24 protein-coding genes and 1 other annotated feature (1 of these 25 only partly in view) are annotated in these 25,748 nt (G+C 35.8%); of the genes, 5 read left to right on the forward strand and 19 right to left on the reverse strand.

Translation table 11 applies throughout. From position 1 onward, the window contains the following. Positions 1-3 precede the first annotated feature (3 nt). The 5 genes from BM012_RS10375 to BM012_RS10395 form a co-directional block, all read right to left on the reverse strand. Complete coding sequence (locus tag BM012_RS10375) at positions 4-1,269, reverse strand: ATP-grasp domain-containing protein (protein ID WP_061804181.1); 1,266 nt, start codon at positions 1,267-1,269, stop codon at positions 4-6. Positions 1,270-1,895: 626 nt separating this feature from the next. Then, positions 1,896-2,381, reverse strand: coding sequence for a DinB family protein (locus BM012_RS10380; protein WP_061804180.1), 486 nt, complete (start codon positions 2,379-2,381; stop codon positions 1,896-1,898). A 208-nt stretch (positions 2,382-2,589) separates the two neighbouring features. Then, positions 2,590-3,705, reverse strand: coding sequence for an RNA-guided endonuclease TnpB family protein (locus BM012_RS10385; RefSeq protein WP_061804179.1), 1,116 nt, complete (start codon positions 3,703-3,705; stop codon positions 2,590-2,592). An 11-nt stretch (positions 3,706-3,716) separates the two neighbouring features. Beyond that, positions 3,717-4,115 (reverse strand): IS200/IS605 family transposase, encoded by a 399-nt coding sequence (gene tnpA / locus BM012_RS10390; protein WP_061804178.1) that lies wholly within the window; start codon positions 4,113-4,115, stop codon positions 3,717-3,719. A gap of 101 nt (positions 4,116-4,216) precedes the next feature. Beyond that, complete coding sequence (locus tag BM012_RS10395) at positions 4,217-4,750, reverse strand: GNAT family N-acetyltransferase (protein WP_061804177.1); 534 nt, start codon at positions 4,748-4,750, stop codon at positions 4,217-4,219. Positions 4,751-5,015: 265 nt separating this feature from the next. On the opposite strand from BM012_RS10395, the gene BM012_RS10400 reads away from it, so the two are divergent. After that, positions 5,016-5,480 carry a YrvL family regulatory protein gene (locus BM012_RS10400; RefSeq protein ID WP_235606147.1) on the forward strand — a complete coding sequence of 155 codons (465 nt, stop codon included), beginning with the start codon at positions 5,016-5,018 and terminating at the stop codon, positions 5,478-5,480. A gap of 196 nt (positions 5,481-5,676) precedes the next feature. On the opposite strand, the gene BM012_RS10405 is transcribed toward BM012_RS10400, so the two are convergent. The 4 genes from BM012_RS10405 to BM012_RS27065 form a co-directional block, all read right to left on the reverse strand. Further along, positions 5,677-6,348, reverse strand: coding sequence for an NAD(P)H-dependent oxidoreductase (locus tag BM012_RS10405; protein ID WP_061804175.1), 672 nt, complete (start codon positions 6,346-6,348; stop codon positions 5,677-5,679). Between the two features lie 487 nt (positions 6,349-6,835). Continuing rightward, positions 6,836-7,201: an oxidoreductase gene (locus tag BM012_RS10410; RefSeq protein ID WP_061804174.1), complete on the reverse strand. Its 366-nt coding sequence runs from the start codon at positions 7,199-7,201 to the stop codon at positions 6,836-6,838. A gap of 268 nt (positions 7,202-7,469) precedes the next feature. After that, complete coding sequence (locus BM012_RS10415; protein WP_328586487.1) at positions 7,470-8,174, reverse strand: NAD(P)H-dependent flavin oxidoreductase; 705 nt, start codon at positions 8,172-8,174, stop codon at positions 7,470-7,472. Then, complete coding sequence (locus BM012_RS27065) at positions 8,123-8,416, reverse strand: nitronate monooxygenase (RefSeq protein WP_268801471.1); 294 nt, start codon at positions 8,414-8,416, stop codon at positions 8,123-8,125. The genes BM012_RS10415 and BM012_RS27065 overlap by 52 nt, the downstream gene beginning before the upstream one ends. Before the next feature lie 360 nt (positions 8,417-8,776). Here BM012_RS27065 and BM012_RS10420 point away from each other — a divergent pair, with 360 nt between their 5' ends. The 3 genes from BM012_RS10420 (at position 8,777) to BM012_RS10430 (ending at position 11,431) form a co-directional block, all read left to right on the forward strand. Beyond that, positions 8,777-9,613: a MerR family transcriptional regulator gene (locus tag BM012_RS10420; RefSeq protein WP_061804173.1), complete on the forward strand. Its 837-nt coding sequence runs from the start codon at positions 8,777-8,779 to the stop codon at positions 9,611-9,613. A gap of 81 nt (positions 9,614-9,694) precedes the next feature. After that, complete coding sequence (locus tag BM012_RS10425; RefSeq protein ID WP_061804172.1) at positions 9,695-10,615, forward strand: arginase family protein; 921 nt, start codon at positions 9,695-9,697, stop codon at positions 10,613-10,615. Between the two features lie 351 nt (positions 10,616-10,966). Then, positions 10,967-11,431, forward strand: coding sequence for a DMT family transporter (locus BM012_RS10430; RefSeq protein WP_061804171.1), 465 nt, complete (start codon positions 10,967-10,969; stop codon positions 11,429-11,431). A gap of 325 nt (positions 11,432-11,756) precedes the next feature. Here the strand turns inward: BM012_RS10430 and BM012_RS10435 are convergent, their stop codons facing one another. The 8 genes from BM012_RS10435 to BM012_RS10470 form a co-directional block, all read right to left on the reverse strand. Further along, a complete protein-coding gene (locus BM012_RS10435) occupies positions 11,757-12,455 on the reverse strand; it encodes a copper homeostasis protein CutC (protein ID WP_061804170.1) in 699 nt (232 codons plus the stop codon). 760 nt (positions 12,456-13,215) lie between these two features. Beyond that, positions 13,216-14,754 (reverse strand): acyl-CoA carboxylase subunit beta, encoded by a 1,539-nt coding sequence (locus tag BM012_RS10440; protein ID WP_061804169.1) that lies wholly within the window; start codon positions 14,752-14,754, stop codon positions 13,216-13,218. Between the two features lie 30 nt (positions 14,755-14,784). Further along, positions 14,785-15,567: an enoyl-CoA hydratase gene (locus tag BM012_RS10445; RefSeq protein WP_061804168.1), complete on the reverse strand. Its 783-nt coding sequence runs from the start codon at positions 15,565-15,567 to the stop codon at positions 14,785-14,787. Positions 15,568-15,580: 13 nt separating this feature from the next. Continuing rightward, positions 15,581-16,507 carry a hydroxymethylglutaryl-CoA lyase gene (locus tag BM012_RS10450; RefSeq protein WP_061804167.1) on the reverse strand — a complete coding sequence of 309 codons (927 nt, stop codon included), beginning with the start codon at positions 16,505-16,507 and terminating at the stop codon, positions 15,581-15,583. 34 nt (positions 16,508-16,541) lie between these two features. Continuing rightward, positions 16,542-16,754 (reverse strand): acetyl-CoA carboxylase biotin carboxyl carrier protein subunit, encoded by a 213-nt coding sequence (locus tag BM012_RS10455; protein ID WP_061804166.1) that lies wholly within the window; start codon positions 16,752-16,754, stop codon positions 16,542-16,544. 11 nt (positions 16,755-16,765) lie between these two features. Beyond that, complete coding sequence (locus BM012_RS10460; RefSeq protein WP_061804165.1) at positions 16,766-18,127, reverse strand: acetyl-CoA carboxylase biotin carboxylase subunit; 1,362 nt, start codon at positions 18,125-18,127, stop codon at positions 16,766-16,768. Positions 18,128-18,338: 211 nt separating this feature from the next. Then, complete coding sequence (locus BM012_RS10465; protein WP_061804164.1) at positions 18,339-20,294, reverse strand: acetate--CoA ligase; 1,956 nt, start codon at positions 20,292-20,294, stop codon at positions 18,339-18,341. A gap of 46 nt (positions 20,295-20,340) precedes the next feature. Further along, complete coding sequence (locus tag BM012_RS10470) at positions 20,341-21,480, reverse strand: acyl-CoA dehydrogenase (RefSeq protein WP_061804163.1); 1,140 nt, start codon at positions 21,478-21,480, stop codon at positions 20,341-20,343. Positions 21,481-22,307: 827 nt separating this feature from the next. Between BM012_RS10470 and BM012_RS10475 the strand changes: the two genes are divergently transcribed. Next, positions 22,308-22,742 (forward strand): RDD family protein, encoded by a 435-nt coding sequence (locus BM012_RS10475; protein ID WP_061804162.1) that lies wholly within the window; start codon positions 22,308-22,310, stop codon positions 22,740-22,742. Between the two features lie 302 nt (positions 22,743-23,044). On the opposite strand, the gene BM012_RS10480 is transcribed toward BM012_RS10475, so the two are convergent. Together BM012_RS10480 and BM012_RS10485 are read right to left on the reverse strand one after the other, a co-directional pair. After that, positions 23,045-23,641, reverse strand: coding sequence for a class I SAM-dependent methyltransferase (locus tag BM012_RS10480; protein ID WP_061804161.1), 597 nt, complete (start codon positions 23,639-23,641; stop codon positions 23,045-23,047). A gap of 275 nt (positions 23,642-23,916) precedes the next feature. Continuing rightward, a complete protein-coding gene (locus tag BM012_RS10485; protein WP_061804160.1) occupies positions 23,917-25,485 on the reverse strand; it encodes a 2-isopropylmalate synthase in 1,569 nt (522 codons plus the stop codon). A 57-nt stretch (positions 25,486-25,542) separates the two neighbouring features. After that, positions 25,543-25,748, reverse strand: a binding site (T-box leader); it runs 36 nt beyond the window's last position.

Consider the following 25,748-nt stretch of genomic DNA (forward strand, 5'->3'; position numbering starts at 1 on the left):
CCCCTAAATGGTTATATTATTTTTATAAGTGATTTTAATCTTTTCATCTAAATTCTTGTAATAGTTTTCACAATCGTCATAAGACTGATGACTTGTCAAAATAAAACCAGGGTACCCAGAGAAATACGGGTAAGGTAATATTTCAGTCCCTTTATCAATAAATTGGAGAATTCTTTTTACTCGTGAATCTTTTTGTAAGGATTCAATTCCTTGAATTTCTTCAACAACACCAGATCCTTGAACTGGAATAATATAGTTACCTACTACATTTTTAGCAACAATATTATGTGAAATACGATTGGAATCTAAAACTCCAAATGCATTTTGAATAGCTAACTGCATATAGTTAATACCTGTACTTTCTTTTACAATATAATGGGAGACACCTGAACCTCCAATCCGAGCTCCCACTTCAATCACATAAGGTACTCCATCCTGGTTTAACCGTAATTCAGTATGAGCAGGGCCACTTTCAATTCCTAATGCTTTTACAGCACGGGATGCTTCATTAGCTATGGTACTTTTTAATTTTTCATCTAACTGAGCTGGGGCTATATAAACTCCTTCCTCAAAGAATGGGCCTTTACAATCTCCCTTATATCCAATTGATAAAACATAAACTTCCCCTTTTATCGAGAAGGTTTCAATAGCGAATTCCGGTCCATCTATAAACTGTTCAATAACAATTCCACTTTTGTTTTGCGTAAATTTACCGAGTTCGTCTTTGTTAATCTTTTTTACCTTATTTATACTTTCCACTAGCTCTTCTCTATTATTTACTCGAGAGACACCTTGACTCGAAAATCCATTAGTAGGTTTTACAACCAAAGGAAATTCAAATGATAATTCATCTAGAATTTCGTCTGACGCTAATTCGCAGAAAGTAGGTGTATTAAGGTTGTTTTCTTTTAAAATTTTCCTCATTTCATTTTTATTTCGGCAATTTTCTATTACAGAAATAGGGAGGTATGGGAGCTTTAACTTTTCTGCTACTTTTGCTACAAAATCTAATGCTGGTTCAAATAGTGTCATTACTCCATCAAAAGGAGTTTCTTGGTATGCCTGTTTGATAATGTTAAATGCCTCTTCCTGCTGGTCAAATAAACGGATAGGAATATATCTGTTAATACCAGAAAGGTTCTTAGGTCTAGTATCATTGGCATTATAAAAGAAAGTTACTTTTACACCTAAATCTTGTGCCTCCTCAAAAACAAAAGGTAAATATTTATTTTGGCAAATAATTGCTAAGTGTTTGTTTGATATCTTCAATAGTCTCACTTCCTTCATTTTTAAAATAAGGGTCCAGAGCAAAAAACACGAACTTTGTATGCTAAATAATCGCCGAGAACACCTATTATCAGAAATAGTAGTACTTTGTTAGCAATAAGTTTTGGGATCAAATTAGATGAATTTTAGATGTTGTTGCATCTTAGCATACATTTTTCGTGTTTTAAGCTTGCTACCCCTTTATAAAGTTATTTGAATAAACTTAGTAATATACTAATCTGTCACTACTAAGTGTTAGTAAAATTCAATTAATTTTGTTACTACTAAATTTTATTAAAATTCAAATAATTACATCACTACTAAATTTTAGTAAAGTTCAACTAGTTATGTCAATGTAATTATTCATAAATGTTTGTAAAATATTTGTAAAACACATTCTCGGAAATGCTTTAAATCTGTATTTTGTCCGGATCTCCTTATTATCAGCAATTAAAAAAATGTATACTCTATCCAAACCTAGTTAACATAAAACATGTTCGAGGAAGTAAAAAAGCAAACCCGTTCAGTAACAACGGGTTTATGCTTTGTTCTTTATGTATACTTTTACGGACAGGTTTTACAAACAGTTATTCATACTAAGTGTTTATATTAACTAATACAATTTCCTTTTAAGGTAATCCTAAGATGTCTGTATTGTTAGGAGTGTACCCCAGTAGACGTAGCATTGCTACAATTTGACCTTTATGGTGAAACTCATGTGTAATGGAATGTAGTAGCAATTGATGAGGCGTTTTCTTGACACTACCACTGCCTGGCTTCCAGGAAAGTTCTCTCTCAATAACATCATCGAATTTATGACTAAATTGTTTAAATACAGCATCTACATACACATCTGCTTGTTCAAAATAGCCTTGAATATCGTTTATCTGCATATTACTAATCACTTCTTTTGTTAATAAAGGTTCTTTAGTTTGTAATAATATAAAAGAACCAAGCCAAGCATGATAGCAACCTGCAACATGAATTAAAGAATCCCTGACACTTTGAAAACCGAATCCAAGCTCTTTTGTAAAATCTCCTTCGTTTAATTGTTTGCATTGATCTAATAAAATTTGTCTTGTTTGTTTTACCCACTCATATTCTTGTTTTTTCATAACTATTTCTCCTCTGGTTGAATATTCTGATTTTTACAACTCGTAATATTGATTATACATTAAATTGTGAAAAACAACCGTGAACTACCCACCACTTGCCACCCTTATGGGTTGCTTGAAGTGGGGGCTTCTTGGGTAATCGCCACTTTTACTAGTTGACGAAATCGACCAAGCTAACCCTCTTGTTCCAAAAGTTTATATTTTTTTATTAGGCAGTTGCTAGTAAGCGAATGCCTTCTTTTTTGATGTTGAGTGCCGAGTTGTAATCTCTATCGAGATTTAGTCCGCAAGTACATTGATAAGTACGTTCTAACAGTTTTACTTCTCTAACCGCCCCACAATTCGAACAAGTCTTTGTAGAAGGGAACCATTTATCTACTTTAATAAGTTGTTTCCCTTGTTCTTTTAGTTTGTACTCTAAGAAAGAGGTGAACATTCCCCATCCGTTGTCAGCTACACTTTTTCCAAATTTGAGTGCCCTTGACATTCCTTTCATATCCAAATCTTCAATGATAACGGCATCATAATGTGTGACGAATTCTTTAGATTTATGGTGAAGGAAATTTTTACGTTGGTTTGCCACTTTTTCTTGAATTTTAGCAACTTGAATACGTTGTTTATTCCAATTGGAAGACCCCTTCTTTTTGCGAGAAAGTTTGCGTTGTGCTTGGGCTAACTTCTCAAGCATTTGTCGATAGAAACGTGGGTAATTGGCTTTCTTACCTGTTTCGCTATCCACAAATAGTCCATTCATCGCAAAATCTAAGCCGACAACGTGTTGAATTTCTATTGATGTTATTTCTTTTTCATACTCAGTCAAAATTGAAATGTAATATTTTCCTGATGAAGTCATTGAAATCGTACAGGACTTGATCATATAGCCCGAAGGAATATGGCGATGTTGTTTGATTTTTACCGTTTTAAGTTTAGGTAATTTGATATGACCTTCCAACAGCTCGATATTGCTGTTTACGACATTGGTTGTATAGCTTTGTTTATGGCGTTTACTCTTAAATTTGGGGAATTTAGCATTACCTTTAAAGAAGGCTTTATATGCTTTATCTAAATTTAGTTGTGCGTTCGCTAACGCTAAAGAGTCTACTTCTTTTAACCATTCAAACTCCTTTTTGTATTTGGCAGGAGTAGGATGTTTTACTTTCTTCAAAGCCTCTTTATCTTCTTTGAATGTTTCGTAGGTTTCTTTTCGTTCTGCTAACATTTTATTATAAACAAAGCGAACACAACCGGAGGTTTTGCGTATGAGTAATGCTTGTTCTTCTGTTGGATAGATGCGAAATTTATACGCTTTGTTTTGTTTAGCCATATCAAATCACCTCATTTCATTCCTTGACTTTCAATATACTTTTTTACAACCTCAATGGGCGAACCACCCGTCGTCAATAAGCAAAAACTTCTTGACCAAAACATTTCCTTCCATAGTCTTTTACGAATAGGAGGAAAGTCTTTTTTAATAAGTCTTGAACTTGCGCTTTTATACGCATTAATAAATTTTGATAACTCTGTATTTGGATGAGCCTTGAACAGAATATGAATGTGGTCCCTATCGTAATTCCACTCGACCAACGTAATATTGTATTTTTCACCCAACGACACAAATTTTTCTTTTGCGTAATCAGAAATCGTGTTATTAATGACCTTTCTTCGGTATTTCACAACCAAAACAAGATGATAATACATCGAGAACATTGAATGGTTATTACTATCTAGTTTCATTGTTATATTTTATCATTAACGAAGGAGTATTAGGTTAATATTATGTATAATATATACAATTTCAGTTTATATAAAGCATGTTATTAGGACTTAAACAAAAATCATCTCTGCTCATAATCTTGTTTAGTAAGTAAATAAGAAGGATGTTTTAGACCTGTTGGTGGGTAAAGCTCTTTGTGTGTATATTTAAATCCTAATTTATTGAGTAATCTTTCGGAATTTGTATTTTTAGGGTTATGCCCAGCAAATAAACGGTTTACCCCAAGGGTGTTAAATGAATAATCTATAGCTGCATGACTTGCCTCTTGAGCTATACCTTTCCCCCAATAATTACTCTTTAAATGTATTCCAAACTCAAGAATATTTTCTTTGAGGTTATAAGGGCGTACACCACAACAACCTACATGTTCATTTGTTTTTAGTAAAAAAACAGGCCAGTATTGGATATGATATTGGTTATACATTTCTAACTCTCTATCAAGTCGATTTTGTATTTGATTTATGGACATTTTCCCATCTGCTACAATAAACTTGGTTACATTCTGATCTCCCCAAAGGGAATTGGCATACTTAACATCAACCCTATTCCAAATTGAAAAACCCAATCTTTTAGTTCTTAAAAAATAATCTCTCATGTATCTATCCCCCAATACTTTTTAACCTAATTATAAATAATATTAAATATTGCAAAAACTAATATATATATTTAGCCTATATACCATATACAAAGTTAGTTCGCATAATCGTTATTACCGGTATTGAAAAGGGAACCTTAATCGAAGGTTTTTTAGCTAAATTATTTCATAGTATCTTTTTTTTGGTTAGTTGGTCTTTATCTATTGTTGAGGTGGTTGCTCATACTTTGAAGTTTTTGTACCAAAACTTATCGAGAAAAATAATTTGAAGGAGGAAGTTCATATCAATAAATTTAAAACTGTAGGTATTTCTATTTCTATCATAATGATACTATTACTCTTTATTGCTTTTTTTGAATATATCTTTTTAAGGATAATAGGTTTCCACTATAATTCATTATTGGATTTAGTATTGTTCTTTACTTTGTATTTATTCCTTGAAATACCTCTTGCTTTTATTACACATGCAATACCCAAATCCTTAAAGTCTGTTGGCATACTTCAAACGAGTAAAGGATGGCTACCACTTATTTTGAATACAGCTCTTACCTTTTTATTGATTGAAGTAATAGATAATTTCATGATAAATATCGGAATAGAATGGCAAGGTACACTCATATTTGCATTTGTTACTGGATTTATTGGTCGGAAATTAAGAAAAGATGAGGATGAACCACCAGATATTGATAGTGAGGAATTTAAGAAAATAGACAATAAATTTAAATCCTAAAATAAATCATTAAACATATGAATGCTTTATATAAATCTAGTTTATATAATAAATCTTATCAGAAGTAAAAAAAGCGTAAACCCATTGATTAACAACAGTTTTACGCTTTTTCTTTCCTCTTAGTTACACTTTTGCGGGCATATAAGGACAAAAACATAAGGTGTAATAAAATTATCACGCCTTATGTTTTTATGAGTTATTTTACCCACTGCACAACTTGATCCATACTTCTTCTTGTCTTTTCACGTTTAGGCTCATGAATTCGATAACCAAATGCCGCCATAACAGAAATATCCAATTTACCGTCTTCTAGTAAACCTTCTTCTTTTAAAATTTCATGGACTTGATCATAATTAAACCCTTCAATTGGACAAGAATCGATACCGATTTGAGCAGCCGATGTCATCATATTTCCAAGTGCAATGTATGATTGTTTACTTGCCCAATCAAATAAAGCTCGCTTGCTTTCAAATAGGTGAAAATCATTTTCTTGAAAATCTTTATATCGAGGCATTAATGTTTCTAACACATCATTTGGAACTTTTTTCACATTCTTTTGGAGGTCTAATACGTACTCAGAATCGTACCTTGCATCTGTACGAGCAAGGATAATAACAAAATGACTCGCTGTAGGGATTTGTCCTTGTGCTCCCCAAGAAACAGCTTTTAATTTATTCTTTAATTCCTCATTTTCAACAACTAAAAACTTCCATGGTTCATACCCTACTGAGCTTGGAGATAAGCGACCTGTTTCTAAAATAAATTGAAAATCTTCATCGGAAATTTTCTTGGTTGGATCAAATTCCTTTGTGGCATGACGAAATGTAAATGCGTCTAAAATTTCTTGTTTTTTATCTGTGTTATTCATATAAAATCAACCCTTCTGTAAAAGTATTCAGTAGAGAACCCTTTAAAGGAAGGTGTTCTCTCTATGGCATACAACTAACAACTAGTTAACATACAATTTTATATAACCTCCGTTTACAATTTTATAATAAACCCTATAAATCAGCTCAACAAGTACGCACATTTTTGTTGTATAGTATACTTTTTTATACTGCTAATACATAGTTATAGTGTCTAAAAAGGGAATTTTATAAAAAGACTGAAAGAAATGTTCAAATAAAGTAGAGAAAGTTTTTACATTTGTTTCAAGTGTTATTTTGCTCTAGGCCTTAAATATATCTATTAAAATCTAAAAGCTTATATATCATATACAGACAGAGTTAACGTAAAATATGTTAGAGGTAGTAAAAAAGCGCAAACTCAATGAGCAACAAAGAGTTTACGCTTTTTCCTTTCCTTTAGGTGAACTTTCACAAACGGTTAAAATGTTATAAAAAAGAGTGTCTTTATTATGAAAAATACCTTTTTTCTACAATACTAGTCTGCATTCTTCCGACATGAAAAATCTGCAAGATAGCTTTCGTGCCATTACTCTTAATTGTATTGGCTAACTTAGATAAGCTTTGGATATGTTTGTCTGTTGCAATGCTTATTGAACCAGGCTGACTTCCGTATTTTTCAATACGAGTAGCAGAAGTTATCACCATTCCAAGTCCCTTAGTTCTCCTTTTATAATAAGCAAGCTCATCTAATGTAACCATCCCATTTTCAAAAGATGACTTTGTTGCCATGGGAACCATAATTATTCTATTATCAATTTCTATTCCACAGGGGAATGTACAGGGTTCAAATAATGGTTTATAAAGTTCTTTCATTCGGATTTCTCCTTGTTACACTGAGATTAAAAGACGCATTAAAGAAAGAATATTAATTATAATCGACCCTTGACTTGATCACTTGTTATGATTGACGAATCATCTTTTTGGACAATCTTAGACTTAATTAAAAATTTTCGAGGTGAATATAAGCCCTTTCTGTTGGAAAGAGGCGTATTCCTCTATCGACACATAAGTTAACTAACAATCTAGACTTAATGTCTGAAGAAAATCCTCCTTTATATACGATTTAACAATCAGTATTGAATTACTTAATAAAGTCTGCCATTAATTCTTTGACGATGTCTTCACAACTCTTTACTTCCGTAATAACATCAATAGCCGTGTTTACAGAAACGATTCCTTCATCTAGCTTTCCCTCTAACATTCCTGGACGAAGACTCATTTCCTCGTCAGGGGACATTCCATTTTTGTACATACTCTCTAACTCTCGAGCCAATTTATGAGGTGTGGAACGTTGAAGTGACGACACAAAAACCAGGTCCTTCGCTTTTGAACGAATAATATCTTGTTTTGTAATGTCTGAAGCAGGACATTCTTCCGATACAATAAAACGTGTTCCTACATAGACACCTTCCGCGCCAAGAACAAACGCGGCTCTCACACCACGAATATCATTAATTCCACCTGTAGCCATTACCGGAATATCTACTGCGTCTACGATCGTTGGCACGATGGAAAAGGTTCCAATTTGGTTCTGAGGAATCCATCCGCCTTCATCATAGCCCGTCACAATAATGATATCCGCGCCTTCAGATTCTGCCATTTTTGCAGCTTCAGATGTAGGAGTCAATTCACGGTGAATTAACGTGGCATTATAATCTTTAATTTGTCTAAATAATTTTTTGTTGACAAAGTCAACACTTAGGAATGTTTGAATTCCTTCTTCTAAAGATATATTTAGAACGGTTTGTGTGTACGTATCATCCGTCCCCTCTTCTGGAGAGAAAATATCACAGCAAAAGGTTTATCCGTTAGTGATTTAATTTTGCGTAATTTATTACGAAGTCTTTCTTTCGTACTAATCTTTTTAGATCCCTCAAATTTCGCACCAGCATTAGGACCTAAAACTCCCATTCCTCCGGCATTGGACACGGCTGCTACCATTTTCGCATCCGTGATCCAGCTCATGGCTGCTTGAACAATGGGATATTGAATTCCAAGTATATCGCATATTCTGTTATTGTTTTTCATAACATTCACCTTTCTTTTCTATCTTTGACTATTTGTAAATCTACGTCACAAATCATAAACCCTATAGTAGGAATAGGGTCAATTCTTTTGATTTTTTTATTTGTAATGTTAATTTTTTACTGTCAATTAATAATTGTTATAAGATAGGTAAATTCTCTACACCATTAAGATTTATATAATTAAGCTTAAAAATTCTTATATTAATTCTTACAAAAGTAACGCATTCGTCATTGTATGCCTAAAACTCACTTTCAGCAGGTTATCTATCTTCTCAAGTTAGTTTATGGAGAATTTAATTTATAATCGTGTATAGTAAGAGAAAGATTCTTAAAAGCTAACGGAGAAGAAAGGATAAGGTTTATGAAACAATATTTTTCAATTGGGGAAACAGCCCGTCTCAATAACATCTCGATTCAAACTTTGCGCTATTATGATAAGATTGGCATTTTCAAGCCTCATTACACAGATCAGGGTAATGGCTATCGATATTATCATATTAAACAGTTTTTTTATTTAGATATTATCAAGTATTTAAAATATATCCGAACCCCATTGGAAGAAATCAGGCGTATCATCTCAAGTAACCCTGAACATATGCAAACTTTTCTTGAGGAGCAAGAAAGTGTTATTGAGGATGAAATGGATAACCTCGAACGTGCTCGGCGATTACTTCATAGAAGAAAGAATCAGCTTAAGGAACAGTTAGAAATATGTAACAGAGAAAAAGGGATAGTTTACTTTCGATATATGGAGGAACAAACCATTTTAAAAGTAGCGACGCCTCAAGTTAATCCTCATGATCAATCAGATTTATACTTCCGAAAGTTGGTGGATGTTTTAGAAGAAAGAGGAGACATGGTCGATAACTATTATGGGTTCATTTATGATTTAAAGCCTTATAAGGATTCTCGGGATATTTATTGCAACAATATTTATACGACTATTTGTAAAGGAGAAAAGGTAGATATAGAAGGGAAAAATATTCAGTTAGATACTATCCCATCAGGTGAATATGTATGTATTTCATTTGATTGGTCTACCAAACATTATGATTCATATTATCAAGAACTTTACCATTATATTGAATCAAATAGCATCCAGACCGATGGAAAAGTATATCAAATTTCTCTTCCTACCAACTATAGCTCATTAAGAGAAGAACAGTTCCTCACAGAATTAAGAGTACTAAAAAAATAGTTCACCCTTGACCCTATAGTTACTATAGGGTTTATTATTTGTTGCATAGTTCTTATAAATATTTTGAAAGGAAGATGCTAAATGAAAGAACATAAAGAATCAGCAAAAATTAAGACTCTTCGATTACTAATGCCACAATGGCAAGGTGGAAACAACCCTCCGTACGTACTTGGAGCTCATTTGTTAAACTGGCTTGCACCTAAAACGAACGGTCCATTTGAAGAAGTACCTATCGATTTAGATTCAAGCCTTGAAATAGAGCAGGGTATTGTTGCTAAAAGTGTCTTATTAAATCAAGCGAGGTCTGCTAAAAGTTTAATTCAAAAGCACAGTCCTGATAGTATTATTGTTCTTGGTGGGGATTGTGGTGTAGAACTTGCTCCTTTTGCCTACTTAAACGAAAAATATGATGGAGACACTGCTTTGTTATGGGTTGATTTACACCCTGATGTTTCCATTCCTGAGGAGTTTCCAAACCATCATGCTCACGTACTTGCTAATTTGTTGGGTGTCGGGGATAAGGAATTCGTCGCAGAGGTACCTCGTCCATTTAAACCCGAACAAGTATTGTTTGTAGGATTGAACGATATGATGGAAGCACTTAACTCTAAACCGTTACAAGATATAAAAATGAATATCGCCACTCCAGATGATATTAAAGAAGACAGTTCTAAGGTACTTCAGTGGCTGGATTCACGTAAATCTTCTAAGGTTATCGTTCATTTTGATTTAGACGTTCTCGATTTAAGAGAATTTCGTTCCCTATTAGTCGCCAATCCAGCTACTTATGAGGAAATGAAGGATCAAGTTCCAACAAGTTCTAGTATGGAAACCATTATACGGGTCCTTCAAGATGTAGCCAAAGCCCATGATGTTGTAGGGCTAGGGATTACAGAACATTTTCCATGGGATGCGTATAACTTACAAAATATGTTACAGCGACTTCCGTTACTAGGGGATATCAATAAAAAGGATAAAGCTCCTTATAACTGGATTTTCTAAACATTAAGATAAAACTAATCTAAAATGTTGGTTATAGAACTACCACATGTATCTGCATCATCATCAAGATAAACTAGATTTTTTATCATCGTTAAAGGATTCAGAGGAGCCTTTTCCTAAGCAAGGCGTGAACCTACCAAAGAGAATGATTTACATGATGCAGAAATTTGGTTTACTTAAATATCCGTTCGTTATAGTAAATGGACTATTGGATGCGATAGGAAGAAGTTATTCAACAGTTCGCTAAACATTTAAAGACAGAAATCTAGATTGTTCAGTTTCTGTCTTTAAAAATAAACACATCGACTTTTTCGGGTATTTAAATGTAAGAAAATAGGAGAATTAAACATCATGGGAACAATCATGGTTCTATTCACTTTATTGGGCGGTATCATGTTGAGCGCTCAATCATCGGTCAATGGTACATTTAGTCGAAAAGCTGGAACCATTGAAGCCACTCTTTTAACGTTTATAACGGGATCCATATTTCTAGCCATTTTAATTCTTTTCTTTGGCGAAGGAAATGTACTTAAAATACTAGAAGCACCGAAGTGGCAATTAAGTGCTGCATTTCTTGGTACTCTATATGGACTTTTCGTTATTACAGCTGTTCCAAAAATCGGCGTTATTGCAACCAATATAGCAGGAATTGTTGGTCAGCTTGTCATTGGTATTCTGATTGATCATTTTGGTTGGTTTAATAGTCTCATCTTCCTCTTTGACTTAAAACGTTTTTTTGCACTACTATTCATGTTTGTTGCACTTTATTTTATTTATACAGGGAATAAACGATCCAGTGAAGAAACTTATGCCTAACCTATTTAAATCATGAAAAAAGCGCTGCAACCCTTACTTGTATGGTTTGCAGCGCTTTTCATTAGAGAAGAGATAGACATATCCCTCCCTCAATTATCTACATCTTGTAACGATGTAGATTGCTAACGTATCTCTGTAAAAAAGAACATCGCCATCAAAGACATAAAACCTTTGTGAACCGAAGCTCTATTATATTTTATAAAATATAATTTTTTAGTTAACATAACACGAATTATAAGTAGTTCCCTTATTTAAGGATGATCTCTTGTATCAGAATATAAATCCATTATGCTTGTTGACATCCCTGCATCACATAGAATAATTTTTATACTGATTTTCTCTCTTCATCTTTTAATATTTGCACCATTTCTTTCGCTTTTTCTAGATGAATTCCTTCGATCAGACTATGGTTTTTTCTCACAGCCGTACCAAAATGATAATACCCCGTTTGTACTGTTGAATGAACAGAAAGAATATTGCTTGTATTTAACCCACTTCCAACCAAAATTGAAATATGCTTACATACTGTTTTCATTTTCTGAATGGTTTGCAAGCGACTGGAAAATTCATTATTTCCACCAGAAGTTAAAATAGTTGTTATTTCTTTGTATTGGGCTAATGTTTTAGCCGCTTGAACGGGACTGATTGTACAATCAATTGCTCGATGAAATGTAACCTCTATACCATTGCATTCCCTCAATAACTCTTCAAGCATGTGTTGGTTGACTTCATGTTTCTCATTCAACACTCCTAGTACAACACCATTTGCACCTAATGAACGGATTATTTTTATATCATTTTTCATGATCGAAAAGTCGTCATGAGAGTAACAAAATGATTGGCTATGTGGCCTTACCATCACATTGACTGGAATGCTTACACGGTTAACTACGGCTTCGATTAAGGAGTGACTTGGTGTTAATCCTCCCTCTGTTAAAGCGGATACTAACTCAATCCGATCTGCCCCCGATTCTTCAATTAATAGAGCATCTTCTAACGTTGTCGCAATAAATTCTATGAACATAGTATCAACCTTCCTTTTATGCTGACTTCTTCTCTTCTTTATACTTTTGACGGTAAGAGAGTTTAATAAAAGGGTACCATACTAATCTCCATTCGTTATAACAACTCCTTACTAATAAAAGAGGTATCAATAATCATACTATATACAAACTTAGTTTACATAAAGCATGTTAGGGAAAGCAAAAAATCCCCCTACTCCTATAGGTGCAGGGGTTTCTATGTAGCGTAAAATATTAGAGAAAGAGGGTTACTTTCTCACCTAATACTTTATTACCCATTCATAAATGGAAACTTTGGGTTTCATGGCTTTTATCTAGTTTATTTATTATTTTTTTATGGTTAATATTTCTTCCCCTATCCCTAAGTAGAAGGTACTTTATTCTCTGAAAAATAAAAAGGTAACCTATAGAGTCTATAAATCACTCTTTTATTTAAGCTTTTCTAATAAGGCCTATTTAATACTTTTTTAGCTGTATACGATATACAAAAGTAGTTAACATAAAACATGTTTAAGAAAGTAATAAAAGCTCAAACACGTTGAATAACAACGAATTTGAGCTTTTTCTTGTCCTTTAATTATACTTTTCCAGGCGTCTAGAAGCTCAATTGATATTTATCACTTTTGGGTGTTAAAGAGTTGGATCATTTTTATGTTTCGAATAAAAATTTTTTAAAAAAATGATTCATCATGAATCGCTTCCGCAAAAGATTCTACTATTTTACCTTTCTTCACAGGACCCCCCCTCGTATAGAACCAAATATTATACTGGATAGACTGGGTGCTTACGCTCAGAAAAGATTAAATATTTTGAAGAATATACTTCAAAGCGTTTAATTAACTCGTCGCGCAGTGAGTTTGCCGGAATAACTCCATCAATAACCATTTCTGAAGCAAGCCGGTAAATATCGATATCTTCTTTATATTCCTCGCGCTTTTCAGCGATAAATGCAGCCCTCTCTTCTTCAGGTAATGAAGCAATTTTGTTGGCATACACTGCATTGACGGCTGCTTCTGGTCCCATTACGGCAATCGAAGCGGAAGGTAAAGCCAGACAAGCATCTGGTTCAAACGCCGGGCCGGCCATGGCATATAGACCTGCACCATAAGCCTTTCGAACGATAACAGAGATCTTTGGCACACTTGCCTCCGACATTGCAGAAATCATTTTTGCACCATGGCGAATGATTCCTGCCCGTTCTACCTTTGTGCCAATCATAAATCCAGGCACATCAACCAGGAACAATAACGGAATATGGTATGCATCACAAAGATTAATAAATTTCGCAGCTTTGTCAGCAGTATCATGGAACAGCACGCCGCCCTTTACACGAGGCTGATTGGCTATGATACCGACAGGTTTTCCGTCCATGCGGGCAAGACCTGTAATAAGCTCGGTAGCAAATAGTTTCTTAATCTCAAAGAAAGAACCTTCATCAATAATTCCATTAACAAGGTCATGCATATTAAATGGAGAGTTTTGATTTGCCGGAATCAGCTCTTCCAATGATCTCTTCATTTGTTTAGGTGCCGCTGCCTCATGAACCGGCGGCTTTTCTGAAAAATTTGCCGGGAAGTAAGAAAGATAATTGCGGGCAATGGTAATGGCTTCCTCTTCGTTTTTAGCGAGTACATCACCGCACCCTGATACTGAACAATGCATGCGAGCACCGCCCATTTCTTCCAATGTAACTTTTTCCCCGATAACCATTTCGGCCATTCGTGGCGAGCCAAGGTACATTGATGCGTTTTTATCTACCATGATAACGATGTCGCAAAACGCCGGGATATAAGCACCACCTGCGGCAGATGGACCAAACAGAAGACAAATTTGCGGTACTTTTCCAGATAGTTTCACTTGATTGTAAAAAATTCTGCCTGCCCCGCGGCGCCCAGGAAACATTTCTACCTGATCTGTAATCCGTGCTCCTGCTGAATCTACTAAATAAATTAATGGTACACGAAGTTTCTCAGCTGTTTCTTGAATTCTAATGATTTTCTCAACCGTTCGTGATCCCCAGGAACCAGCTTTAATGGTTGAATCATTAGCCATCACACAAACAACCTGGCCATTAATCTTCCCCATCCCTGTCACAACGCCATCGGCAGGAAGTTCCCCCGCCATGTAGTTTGCAAATAGCGCATCCTCTAGTTCAAAGCCGGGATCGAATAACTGTTTTAAACGGTCTCGAACAAAAAGTTTGCCTTGTTCTATGTTTTTTTGATGATACTTAGAAGGGCCGCCCTTTTTAATCTGTTCTACTCTTTCTTCAAGTATTTGTTGTAGAGGTTTCATATCCATTGTCTTTCCTCCTCTATTAATCCCGTTTTCTTATTCTCCAACATATATGGGAGTTCTTTTTTCCTTAAAGGCCTGTAATCCTTCTAAACGATCTTTCGATGGAATCGTCACTTCATAGGCACTTTGCTCAATGGCAAGACCGGTGTTAATATCAACATCATAGCCTTTATCAATGGCGAACTTTGCTTGTGTGATGGCAATTGGACCATTCCGGACAATTTGCCCTGCGATTTCCAAAGCTTTTTCCATCAAATGATTTGAAGGAACCGTATACTCTACTAATCCAATCTCTAAGGCTTCTGCTGCATCAATACGTCTCGCTGTAAAAATAAGTTCCTTAGCCCTTCCCTTTCCTATTAATCTCGGTAAACGTTGCGTCCCGCCTGCACCCGGAATAATTCCCAGTGAGGTTTCCGTTAGACCCAGCTTCGCTGTTTCAGAGGCAATACGGATATCACAAGCCAGTGCAAGTTCTGTTCCCCCGCCAAATGCAACACCATTCACAGCCGCAATAATTGGCTGCGGTAATGCTTCTAAATTATTGATATTCCCACGGATCAAGGAAAGGGTCTTCCGTACCTGAACGTGTTCCATATCTGCGCGTTCTTTTAAATCAGCACCCGCGCAAAAGGACTTTTCTCCAGCCCCTGTAATCACTACACAACGGATTGTCCGGTCATATTTACATAATAGAACCGCTTCTTGGAGTTCCCCTAACATTTGAAGGGATAAAGCATTGGCCGCTTCAGGGCGATTTAATGTAATCATCACGATTCCGTTTTCCAGCCTGTTAACTAATATCGTTTTATCCATATTTTCACCTTCCTCACCAGGTATTTTCACACGTGCTGTTGTATTTGGAGATTGAAGCTTGAAGACTTTTACTAGGTAAAGGTCTGCCAATCTTCTTCTGAATAAATTGGGATGCAGATAAAAGCTTTTCCTGATCTACCCTAGTGTGGATTCCCATCCCGTGAAGCATATAAAGTAAATCATCAGTTGCCACATTACCTGATGCTCCAGGCGCATAAGGGCATCCTCCTAATCCTCCAATGGAAGAATCAAAAGTGGTAATACCCATTTCTAACGATACTAGAACGTTAGCTAAGGCTGTTCCCCGTGTATCATGAAAGTGCATCGCTAATTTATCTGCTGGGAATTTTTTTAAGAAAACTTCCAACAATTCTTGGACTTGCTTTGGATTCGCAACACCGATCGTATCTCCGAGTGACAGCTCCTTAATCCCCATCTCAAATAAGGTTTCCGAAACTCTTATAACCATATCTATATCAACGGCCCCTTCATACGGGCATCCAAAAACAGTAGAAACATAACCTCTGCTGGATTTTCCTGCTGCAAGGGTTTTTTGGACCAGATCTCTCAGGATAGGGAATGTATTACTAATCGATTTATTAATATTTTTTAGATTATGAGTTTCGCTGGCTGACATAAATACAGCTACTTCATCAATGTTCGCTTCAAACGCCCGCTCCAACCCTTGTTGGTTTGGAACGAGAGCCGTATAGGTTACACCAGGTACTCTTGTAATGCCTGTTGCAACTGCAGCAGCATCTGAAAGGGCAGGAATCCATTTCGAATTGACAAAGGAGGTAATCTCAATCTCTTTTAAGCCACTAGCAGACAATTGATTAATCAAGGAAATTTTATCCTCTGTTGAAATAAAACCCTTTTCGTTTTGCAATCCATCCCGTGGACCAACCTCTTTAATGGTTATATTCGTGGGCCATTTCATTGATTCATCCCCTTTCCTCCGATGATTTGAGGATTTATTCAACTTTTACAATAGTGTCTCCTTCATTCACAAAGTCGCCCTCGTTCACTTTTACTTCTTTAACAGTCCCATCGAATTCGGCTGCAATCGGAATTTCCATTTTCATTGATTCTAAAATCACGACATCCTGGCCTTCTTCGACTTGATCTCCAACCTTAACAAGTACCTTCCATACATTTCCTGCCATGCTTGCTACGATTTCACTCATCATGATTCCTCCTATTTTATGTTATTTGCTTTTTTAATTTTCAAATACTTTCCAACAAAGTCCGTTGTCGTATCACCTGAACGGAATGCCGGGTGAGCAATGACCTCTTCCAGCATTGGTATATTTGTTTTAATTCCTTCGATATGATAATCTGCTAATGCATCCTGCAGACGATTTATTGCATCGTCGCGATCGCTCCCTTTTACAATGAGCTTCGCAATCATTGGGTCATAAAAAGGAGTAACTGAAGATTGATCATGAACCCCTAATTCATGACGAATTCCAGGTCCGTTCGGCAATTCTAATTTGGTGATTTTCCCCGGAGAAGGAAAAAATGTTTTTGGATCCTCTGCGTAAATTCTGACTTCAATCGCATGACCCTTACGTTTTACCTCTTCCTGAGAAAAATCCAGCGCTTCATCCCCTGCAATTTTCAATTGTTTTTCCACTAAGTCCAAACCTGTAATTTCTTCTGTAACTGGATGTTCCACCTGCAAACGGGTATTCATTTCAAGAAAATAAAAATTTTGCTCTTCATCTACTAAAAACTCAATTGTTCCTGCGTTTTTATACCCAATTGATTTTGCCGCTTTTACTGCCGCCTCCCCCATTTTGCTGCGGGTAGTTTCAGAAAGAAAGGATGATGGAGCTTCCTCGACGACTTTTTGATGGCGACGTTGGATCGAACATTCACGTTCCCATAGATAAACGGTATTGCCAAATCCGTCTGCTAGAATTTGAATTTCAATATGCCTAGGGTTTTCCACAAATTTTTCAACGTACATGGCACCATCGCCAAAGAAATCAGTAGCCCGTTTTTGGTTCCCCGCAAATGCTTTGCGGATTTCATCCCCGCTACGGACAACCTGCATTCCAATTCCGCCTCCTCCAGCGGAAGCTTTTAGCATCACAGGATAACCAATACGGTCCGCCGCTTCTACCGCTTCCTCTGCATCTGCCAAAGGGTAGGTAATCCCGGGAACAACTGGGACTCCTGCTTCTTCCATCGCTTTTCGTGATTCAATCTTGCTGCCCATTTTGGAGATAACCTTTGGAGAAGGTCCAATGAATATCAGTCCTTCCTCCTCACAGCGCCGAGCAAATTCGGCATTTTCGGAAAGCAGGCCGTATCCAGGGTGAATAGCCTCTGCTTTTGTTAAACGGGCGACTTCTAAAATTTTATCGATGTTTAAATAACTTTCTGCTACACGCGAACCTCCAATTAAATAGGCATCATCCGCCATTTTTACATGGGGAGCATCCGCATCAGCTTCTGAGTGTACAGCAACTGTAATAATCCCTAGGGCCTTGCATGTCCGGATTACCCGAACAGCAATTTCACCACGATTAGCAATCAAAACCTTTTTGAACATCCTTTCCACCCTTTCTATCCTTTATTTAATGCGTTCTTTGCGTATCTCATGAAGGTTAAATTTTTAGGTTATGGAGAGATGTGAATCTATCTATACCTTCATCTTTAACTGCCAATCTAGTGATTACAAAGAGAAGGATTAGATGAAACCAGCCATTTTCCGATCATTTTCCGAACAAATGACTGGCCCGAATAAAACATTATATAGCTGATCATTTATCAGCAACGATCTTCTGTATTTCTACAACAGTTGATGGGTCTTCAAGTCCTGTAATGTCACCAGCTACCTTTCCTGTTGCAACAATTTCTTTTAATAAACGCCGCATAATTTTTCCACTTACTGTTTTCGGTAACATATTAGTCATAATTATTGCTTTTGGACTGGCAATCTTACCAATTTGTTGGATAATATTATTATTTATCCGTTCTATTATCTCTTTGGTGCCTTCAAAACCATCAGCCAGACGGGCAAATACTAAAGGAACTTCCCCTTTTATTTCATCAGGAATCCCAATGACAGCGCATTCAAAAACTCCTTCGCATTCAAGTACAGCACTTTCCATTTCCAACGTACTTAACCGATGCCCCGCCACATTAAATACGTCATCAGAACGGCCAACTACCCATATATATCCATCTTCATCTACCAATGCAAGATCGCTGGCATAATAACTGCCTTCTACTTGGCTAAAATAGGATGCGTAATATCGCTCCGGTTCTTTCCAAAGTGTACGGCACATCATAGGAAATGGTTTTCTAATCACTAAGTTTCCTAACTGACCAGTTTTAACTGGATTGCCTTCTTCATCAACAACATCAAAAACTGCACCTAAAAATTGAGTACCTGAGGAACCAGGTTTCATTGGCGTCAGCCAGGCTGCTCCTGCGATAGGAGATCCCGCTGTTTCGGTTTGCCCCCAAGTATTATTGATATATACCTTTTTCTTTCCTAAAACTTCATATGTCCAATGCCATGTTTCAGTATCAAAAGGTTCTCCCACAAGAGAAATGACATCAAGACAAGATAAATCAAATTGCTCTAATGGTTTTTCTCCCATACTTTTTAACATTCTCAATGCAGTTGGGGCGGTAAATAACTTATTCACCCGGTATTTTTCAATAATTTGATAAAAGCGATTCTTTTCTGGATAATCAACTGCTCCTTCATAGACAACGGTTGTTACCCCATTCGCTAAAGCACCAGTAATACCCCAAATATGCATCGTTAACCAGCCGATATCAGCAGTACACCAGAAAACATCATCATTGTGGTGATCCATATGATACTTGGCATATGTGTAATTTTGAGTGACAAAAGCCATCCCAGAATGGACGACACCTTTAGGCTTTCCTGTCGTACCACTTGTATAGAACACAATCCCGCTCTCATTCGCTTCTATTCTCTCAGGTTCACAAACGATGCTTGCCGTTTTTGTAAGCTCGTGCCACCAGTAATCACGCCCCTCTTTCATTTGAACCTCTAAACCTAAACGATCGACAACAATGACTGCTTCAACAGAGGGGATAGTTGGTGCAACGTAATCGACTTTTTCTTTTAATCGAATGGCTTTACCTCGACGTTCTGTTGCATCTGCAGTTACCACTACTTTTGGCCCAAAGTTAATGAGACGGTCTTTCAATGATTTTTCGGAATAACCTGAGAAAATAGTGTTGTAAATAGCACCAATACGAAAACACGCTAACACGGCAATAAATGCTTCTGCGAGATTTGGAAGAAAAACAGCTACACAATCACCTTTTTTTACACCGAATGACCGAAGAACATTCGCAAATCGATTTACTTCCCCAAGAAGCATATTATAGGTGTAAAATTTTGTGTCCCCGTTTTCACCCTCCCAAATGAGAGCTGTCCGGTTGCCCGCCCCATTAACTATATGCCGGTCAAGTAAATTGACACTTGGGTTGCTAATGCCGTCGACAAAAAAACGAAAATCAGGGAGTTGTCCACTAATGGTTTCATTCCAAGGTTCATACCATACAAGATCACGGGCTGCGCTATCCCAAAAGGCGGCAGGATCTTCTTGGGATTGTCGAAGAAGTTCTTGAAAAGCTTCTATGCTTCCAATGGAGGTAGAGCGTACCTTTTCTTTGTTAGGAAAAATAAGTTTACTGTTTGCAACCACTTGTAAAATCCCATTGATATCCATGGAGTTACTCCTTTATCATGTTTTGAAAGCCATTACAAAAATGTATTCAGCATCCTATTTGTTTTGCAATTACCATACGTTGAACTTCAGATGTTCCTTCCCCAATTTCCAAAAGCTTCGCATCACGGAAGAACCGCTCAACTTGATATTCTTTCATGTATCCATAACCACCATGAATTTGAACAGCTTGATCACATGCACGCATACATATTTCGGAAGCAAATAATTTTGCGTATGCTGCCTCTTTTTTAAATACTCGGCCTTGATCCTTCAACCAGGCTGCTTTGTAAACCATATTTCGGGCAATTTCAATATTCATTGCCATATCGGCCAATTTAAATTGGATTGCCTGGAAGTTTGATATACTTTTTCCAAACTGTTTTCTTTCCTTTGCATACTGAAGTGATTTTTCATAAGCGCCCTGTGCAAGTCCAACGGCCATTGCCCCGATTCCAATTCTTCCGCCATCCAAAGTAGCTAAAAATTGCTTGAAACCCTCTCCTTCTGTTCCCAGCAGATTATCTTTGGCAACCCTTACATTTTCCAAGATTAATTCTGTTGTATTTGAAGATTGAAGACCCATTTTTTCGTAATTATTAATAACAGTAAATCCTGGTGCGTTCGTTGGAACGATAAATGCGCTAATTCCATTAATTCCTTTTGAGCGATCTGTTACGGCCGTAACGGCAAGATGTTTAGCATAGCTTGCATTGGTAATAAAACATTTTGAGCCATTAATGACCCACTCATCCCCATCAATAACTGCGGTTGTTTGTGTTCCTCCTGCATCAGAGCCTGCATTTGGTTCAGTCAAACCAAATGCCCCAAATGACTCTCCTGTACAAATGGGCGTTAAGTATTTCTCTTTTTGCTCATGGGTACCAAACAAATTAAGCGGTTCTCCCCCTAATGAAATATGAGCTGAATATGTGATTCCTGAGGATGCACAAACACGACTTAACTCTTCAACGACAATGGCAAAGCTGATAGTGTCAGCATCACCGCCACCGTATTGTTCTGGGAATGGAAGACCCATGATTCCTAACTCTGCTAATTTTGAAAATATTTCATAAGGGAATGCTCCCGTTCGATCTCGTTCATCTGCTCCAGGAGCAACTTCTGCTTCCGAAAAATCCCGAATTAACTTACGTATCATCTCTTGTTCTTTCGTTAAATCAAAATTCATTTCTCAGCAACCCCCATTTATTGTCATAACAATTTGATTATTGTTGACAAAATTTTTTACCTTCCAACAAAAATATACATAATCGGCTTTCTTTTTTAATAATTGTCAAAATAACAACAAACCTCTATGTACCGACCTCCTTTCGCTATTTTTATGATTTTGTTATAAATATAAATATTAAAAAAATATAAATCTATGTATATTTCTATGAAAAAACTTGTATGTTTTATACCAATAAACATAAATGTATAAATATATTAAATGTTAAAAGTAAGGAGGATAAATGATGCGCGATACATTAACTCACCGGCAGCTAAAATTCCTAATCCAAGTTTCAACCGTCATAAATTCCTCATTAGATATTGATACGATCTTTGATTCTATTAATAAATGAAGCGATTTCCTTTATAGAAGCTGCAGGGGGTTGATCTATTGGGATCTTTGACATAAATCAAAACCGGTTAATCGCAAAGTCAGCCCAAGGATTATTTTACCCACATATTTTTAAATCTATTAAACTACATAGTGGTGAATCAATGATCGTGATGACTTTCACTGCAAAAAATGTCTTATTTTTTGGAATGAGGAGGAAATGAAACAGACCCTGGATACATTAACTCTATATAATAGATACTTATTAGATAGGTCTATATCAAATAACTTTTATTTTACATCTGTCATTTCTTCATCTATTTTACAAAAGAGCGAATATGAATAAATTTTAAATATTTTATATTTTTCACCTAAACCTATATCCATGTTACTATCATGTACGAGCTTATTTATATTGAGAAATGAGTATTTTACAAAAAAGGAGGAAAGATAAAATGAATAGGGTAATAAAACCAGCAGGATTTTGGATACGCCTTTTAGGCAACCTATTAGATGGTGTAATTGTCAGTATTCCTTTATCCCTTATTGTTTTTTTACTTACAGGAGAATTCAATGAAGATGACCCTGTTACCTCAATCTTAGGGGTTATCTATACCGTTGCTGTACCTATTTTATGGTCAGGGTATACAATTGGAAAACGAATCGTTGGCGTTAGAATTGTAAAAGTAAATGGAAAGAAGCTTGGAATCGGAGCAATGCTATTACGAGTTCTTGTAGCCGGAATTGTTTATGGCCTTACATTAGGTATTGCTTTAATTGTGAGTCTTTTCATGGTTGTTTTCCGTAAAGATAAGAGAAGTCTGCATGATATGATGGCAGGTACCTATGTTACATATGCAAAGCCTGATGAACATACAGCTGCAAGTTAAGTAGATACCAACTCTAAGCATCACACAAAATGGAGCTTTTCACCTTACTTACTCTGTACGGTTCTAGTGCAAAATTTTACATAAGAACATCAAAAAAATAAGACTTCCTCACTATGAAGGGACAGTCTTATTTTTTGGATGGCGTATATATGAAGTTTCATTTCCAAAATCCCCTTGGCGCTCAAGAGATTTTATCTTTATGCACATAAAAAAGAGAAAGATAAAAAGTGACTTAATGCCTTAATATGACGGCTTTTTTTATTAATCGAGATTATATGAACTAAGAAATAAAAAAACAAAAATCACTTTGTACTGCTAGATATAAACACTGAGGCATCTTGATTCATAAAGATACGATTACCATGATAAAATGTCTTGATTTTAATTGATTTAAATCCGACTTCAGATAATATTTTTTTCAGTTCTTCATGTAAAAAACCATTGTGAACTTTCGGATGATTGATCTTATGATTTTTATTAAAATCAATAATGATTAGCTTGCCCTCATCATTTAAAACGTTAAACAATTCTTGTAAAATTTTTTTAGTATCCGGAATATGAAGAAGGACTAGTGACATTAAAACTATATCTGCCTTGAGGTCAGGAGTTCCTTGAGTAAAATCTGAATAAAGTACCTTTGAGTTCGTAATTCCTTTGTGAGAAATTTTAGCTTTCGCAACCTCCAACATTTGTTTTGATGAATCAACCAACAAAATAGAATCTACTAAATCTGATAATTCTAAACCAATTAGACCCGTGCCACTCCCATAGTCTATTAAAGACTTTGATTTACTATTTCGTAATTCTGTTCTTACTTCCTTAACTATAATTTTAGCTAATTCCATCCTTTCTTCTGTATCATATCTTTTTGCCATTTGTTCAAAAACATTATTTTCCATATCCCAATCCACTTTCCTATTTATTAAAAGGTAAATCTACATAGTGATCATTATAGCAAAAAAAAACAAAAACCTTAAAAATTACAAAGCAGCTAAATCATGTACAGTAAATTATGGTTTTCATTTTATACAAAAGAATTCAGTATAAATGGTGTAAAAGACGAAAACATATTAAAGGCACTAAGAGAAACATTCTAGTTGAATAATTACCCCCTAACAAATCAACTTATTTACAATGAGGAGATCTAATTAAAACCTAAAATATTATTAAATTTTCATTTAATTGGCAGTAAACTATCAACTAAAATAATATTGATTACATTGATATATGCTAATGCGCTTGCTTTCATAATATCCGTATCTGTTGCCTTGGCAGTATATTTCTCACCTTTATATTCTACCTGAATTTTCACTTTACCTAATGCTTCTTTACCTCTTGATACATTGCTAATATTATATTCAATCAATTTAATATCTAAATCACTAATTTCTGTAATAGCAGAATATAAAGCATCAATAGGACCAGAACCAACCGCACTACTTTTCAGTATTTGATCAGCCTTTTTAATTTTCACACTTGCAGATGGGAAAATTGGATTGCTAATCACTTGTATATCCATTAGTTCATAGAAATTATCACTATAGTGCACCATACCTTGATTGTGAATATCGTGTTTGGTGTAATAGTTCTCAACTAAGACATACAAATCATGATTATACACTTCTTTTTTTGCGTCTGCTAATTCAAGAAAAGCTTCAAATATTCCTTCAAATTGTGTTTCGGTTAACTGATCAAAACCTAATTTCGCAAGTGCATTTTTTACTGCATGGCGACCAGAACGAGCCGTTAAAATCAGCTCCATATCATCTAAACCGACTTCAAGTGGAGATATGATTTCATAGGCATCCCTAGATTTCAATAACCCATCTTGATGTATGCCCGAAGAATGTGCAAAGGCATTATCTCCTGTAATTGCTTTATTTACTTGCACATCAAGACCCATAAAGCTACTTACCAATCTAGATGTATTCATGATTTCTTTTGTATTTATATTTGTAAATGCTTTATAGACTGATGAGCGTGTATTGACCGCCATCACAACTTCCTCTAGTGCAGCATTACCTGCACGTTCATCAATCCCATTAATCGTACATTCAACTTTATCCGCCCCATTTTTAATTGCGGCTAACGTATTGGCAGTCGCCATGCCAAGATCATTATGACAATGGACACTTAAAAGTATTTTATCATTCAAATTTTTCAAGCGATCATGTAGTTTAAAGATTAATTCACCAAATTCTTCTGGCTCTGCATATCCTACTGTATCCGGTACATTAATAATAGTCGCTCCTGCTTTTACAACGCCTTCAATCGTTGACCATAAGTATTCAAAGTCAGAACGAGACGCATCTTCTGTTGAATATTGAACATCTGGTAGTAATGTTTTGGCGTATTTTACTGCATCAACACCAATGTCTAATATTTGACTTTTCGATTTCCCAAACTTCTTTTCTACATGAATATCTGAAGTACCTAAAACAATGTGGATTAAGGGATTTTCAGCATATTTCACACTATTATAAACAGCATCAATATCAGATTTTACTGCCCTAGCTAAAGCTGTAATCATAATTTCGTCTGTATTTCCTACTTTCATGGCGATTTCTTTCACAGCATTAAAATCACCAGTAGAGGATGAAGGAAAACCGGCTTCAATAATATCAACTTGTAGCCTCTTTAATTGCTGTGCTACCTCAAGTTTCTCATATAGATTTAACTTTGCTCCTGGAACTTGTTCTCCATCCCTTAAAGTCGTATCAAACACCAAAATTTTCTTCATCATTTCAGAAACACTCCTTTGTTATATTAATCAATAAAAAAAGCCCCATCTCTATAAAAATATAGAGACGAGGCTTTGCTCGCGGTACCACTCTAATTGACTAATCCATACATGATTAATCCACTCTTTTTCGGCAGCTATCACCACCTATCTTTGTAACGATAGAAAACCGATGTCCCCTACTTGTTATGTTCAGGGAGTAGCTCTTGGATGAGTTCAAAGGGAATAACTGCCGATTCTCACCAACCATCGGCTCTCTGAAAGCT

The organism is Priestia endophytica DSM 13796 (assembly GCF_900115845.1).
Lineage (GTDB): Bacteria > Bacillota > Bacilli > Bacillales > Bacillaceae_H > Bacillus_I > Bacillus_I endophytica.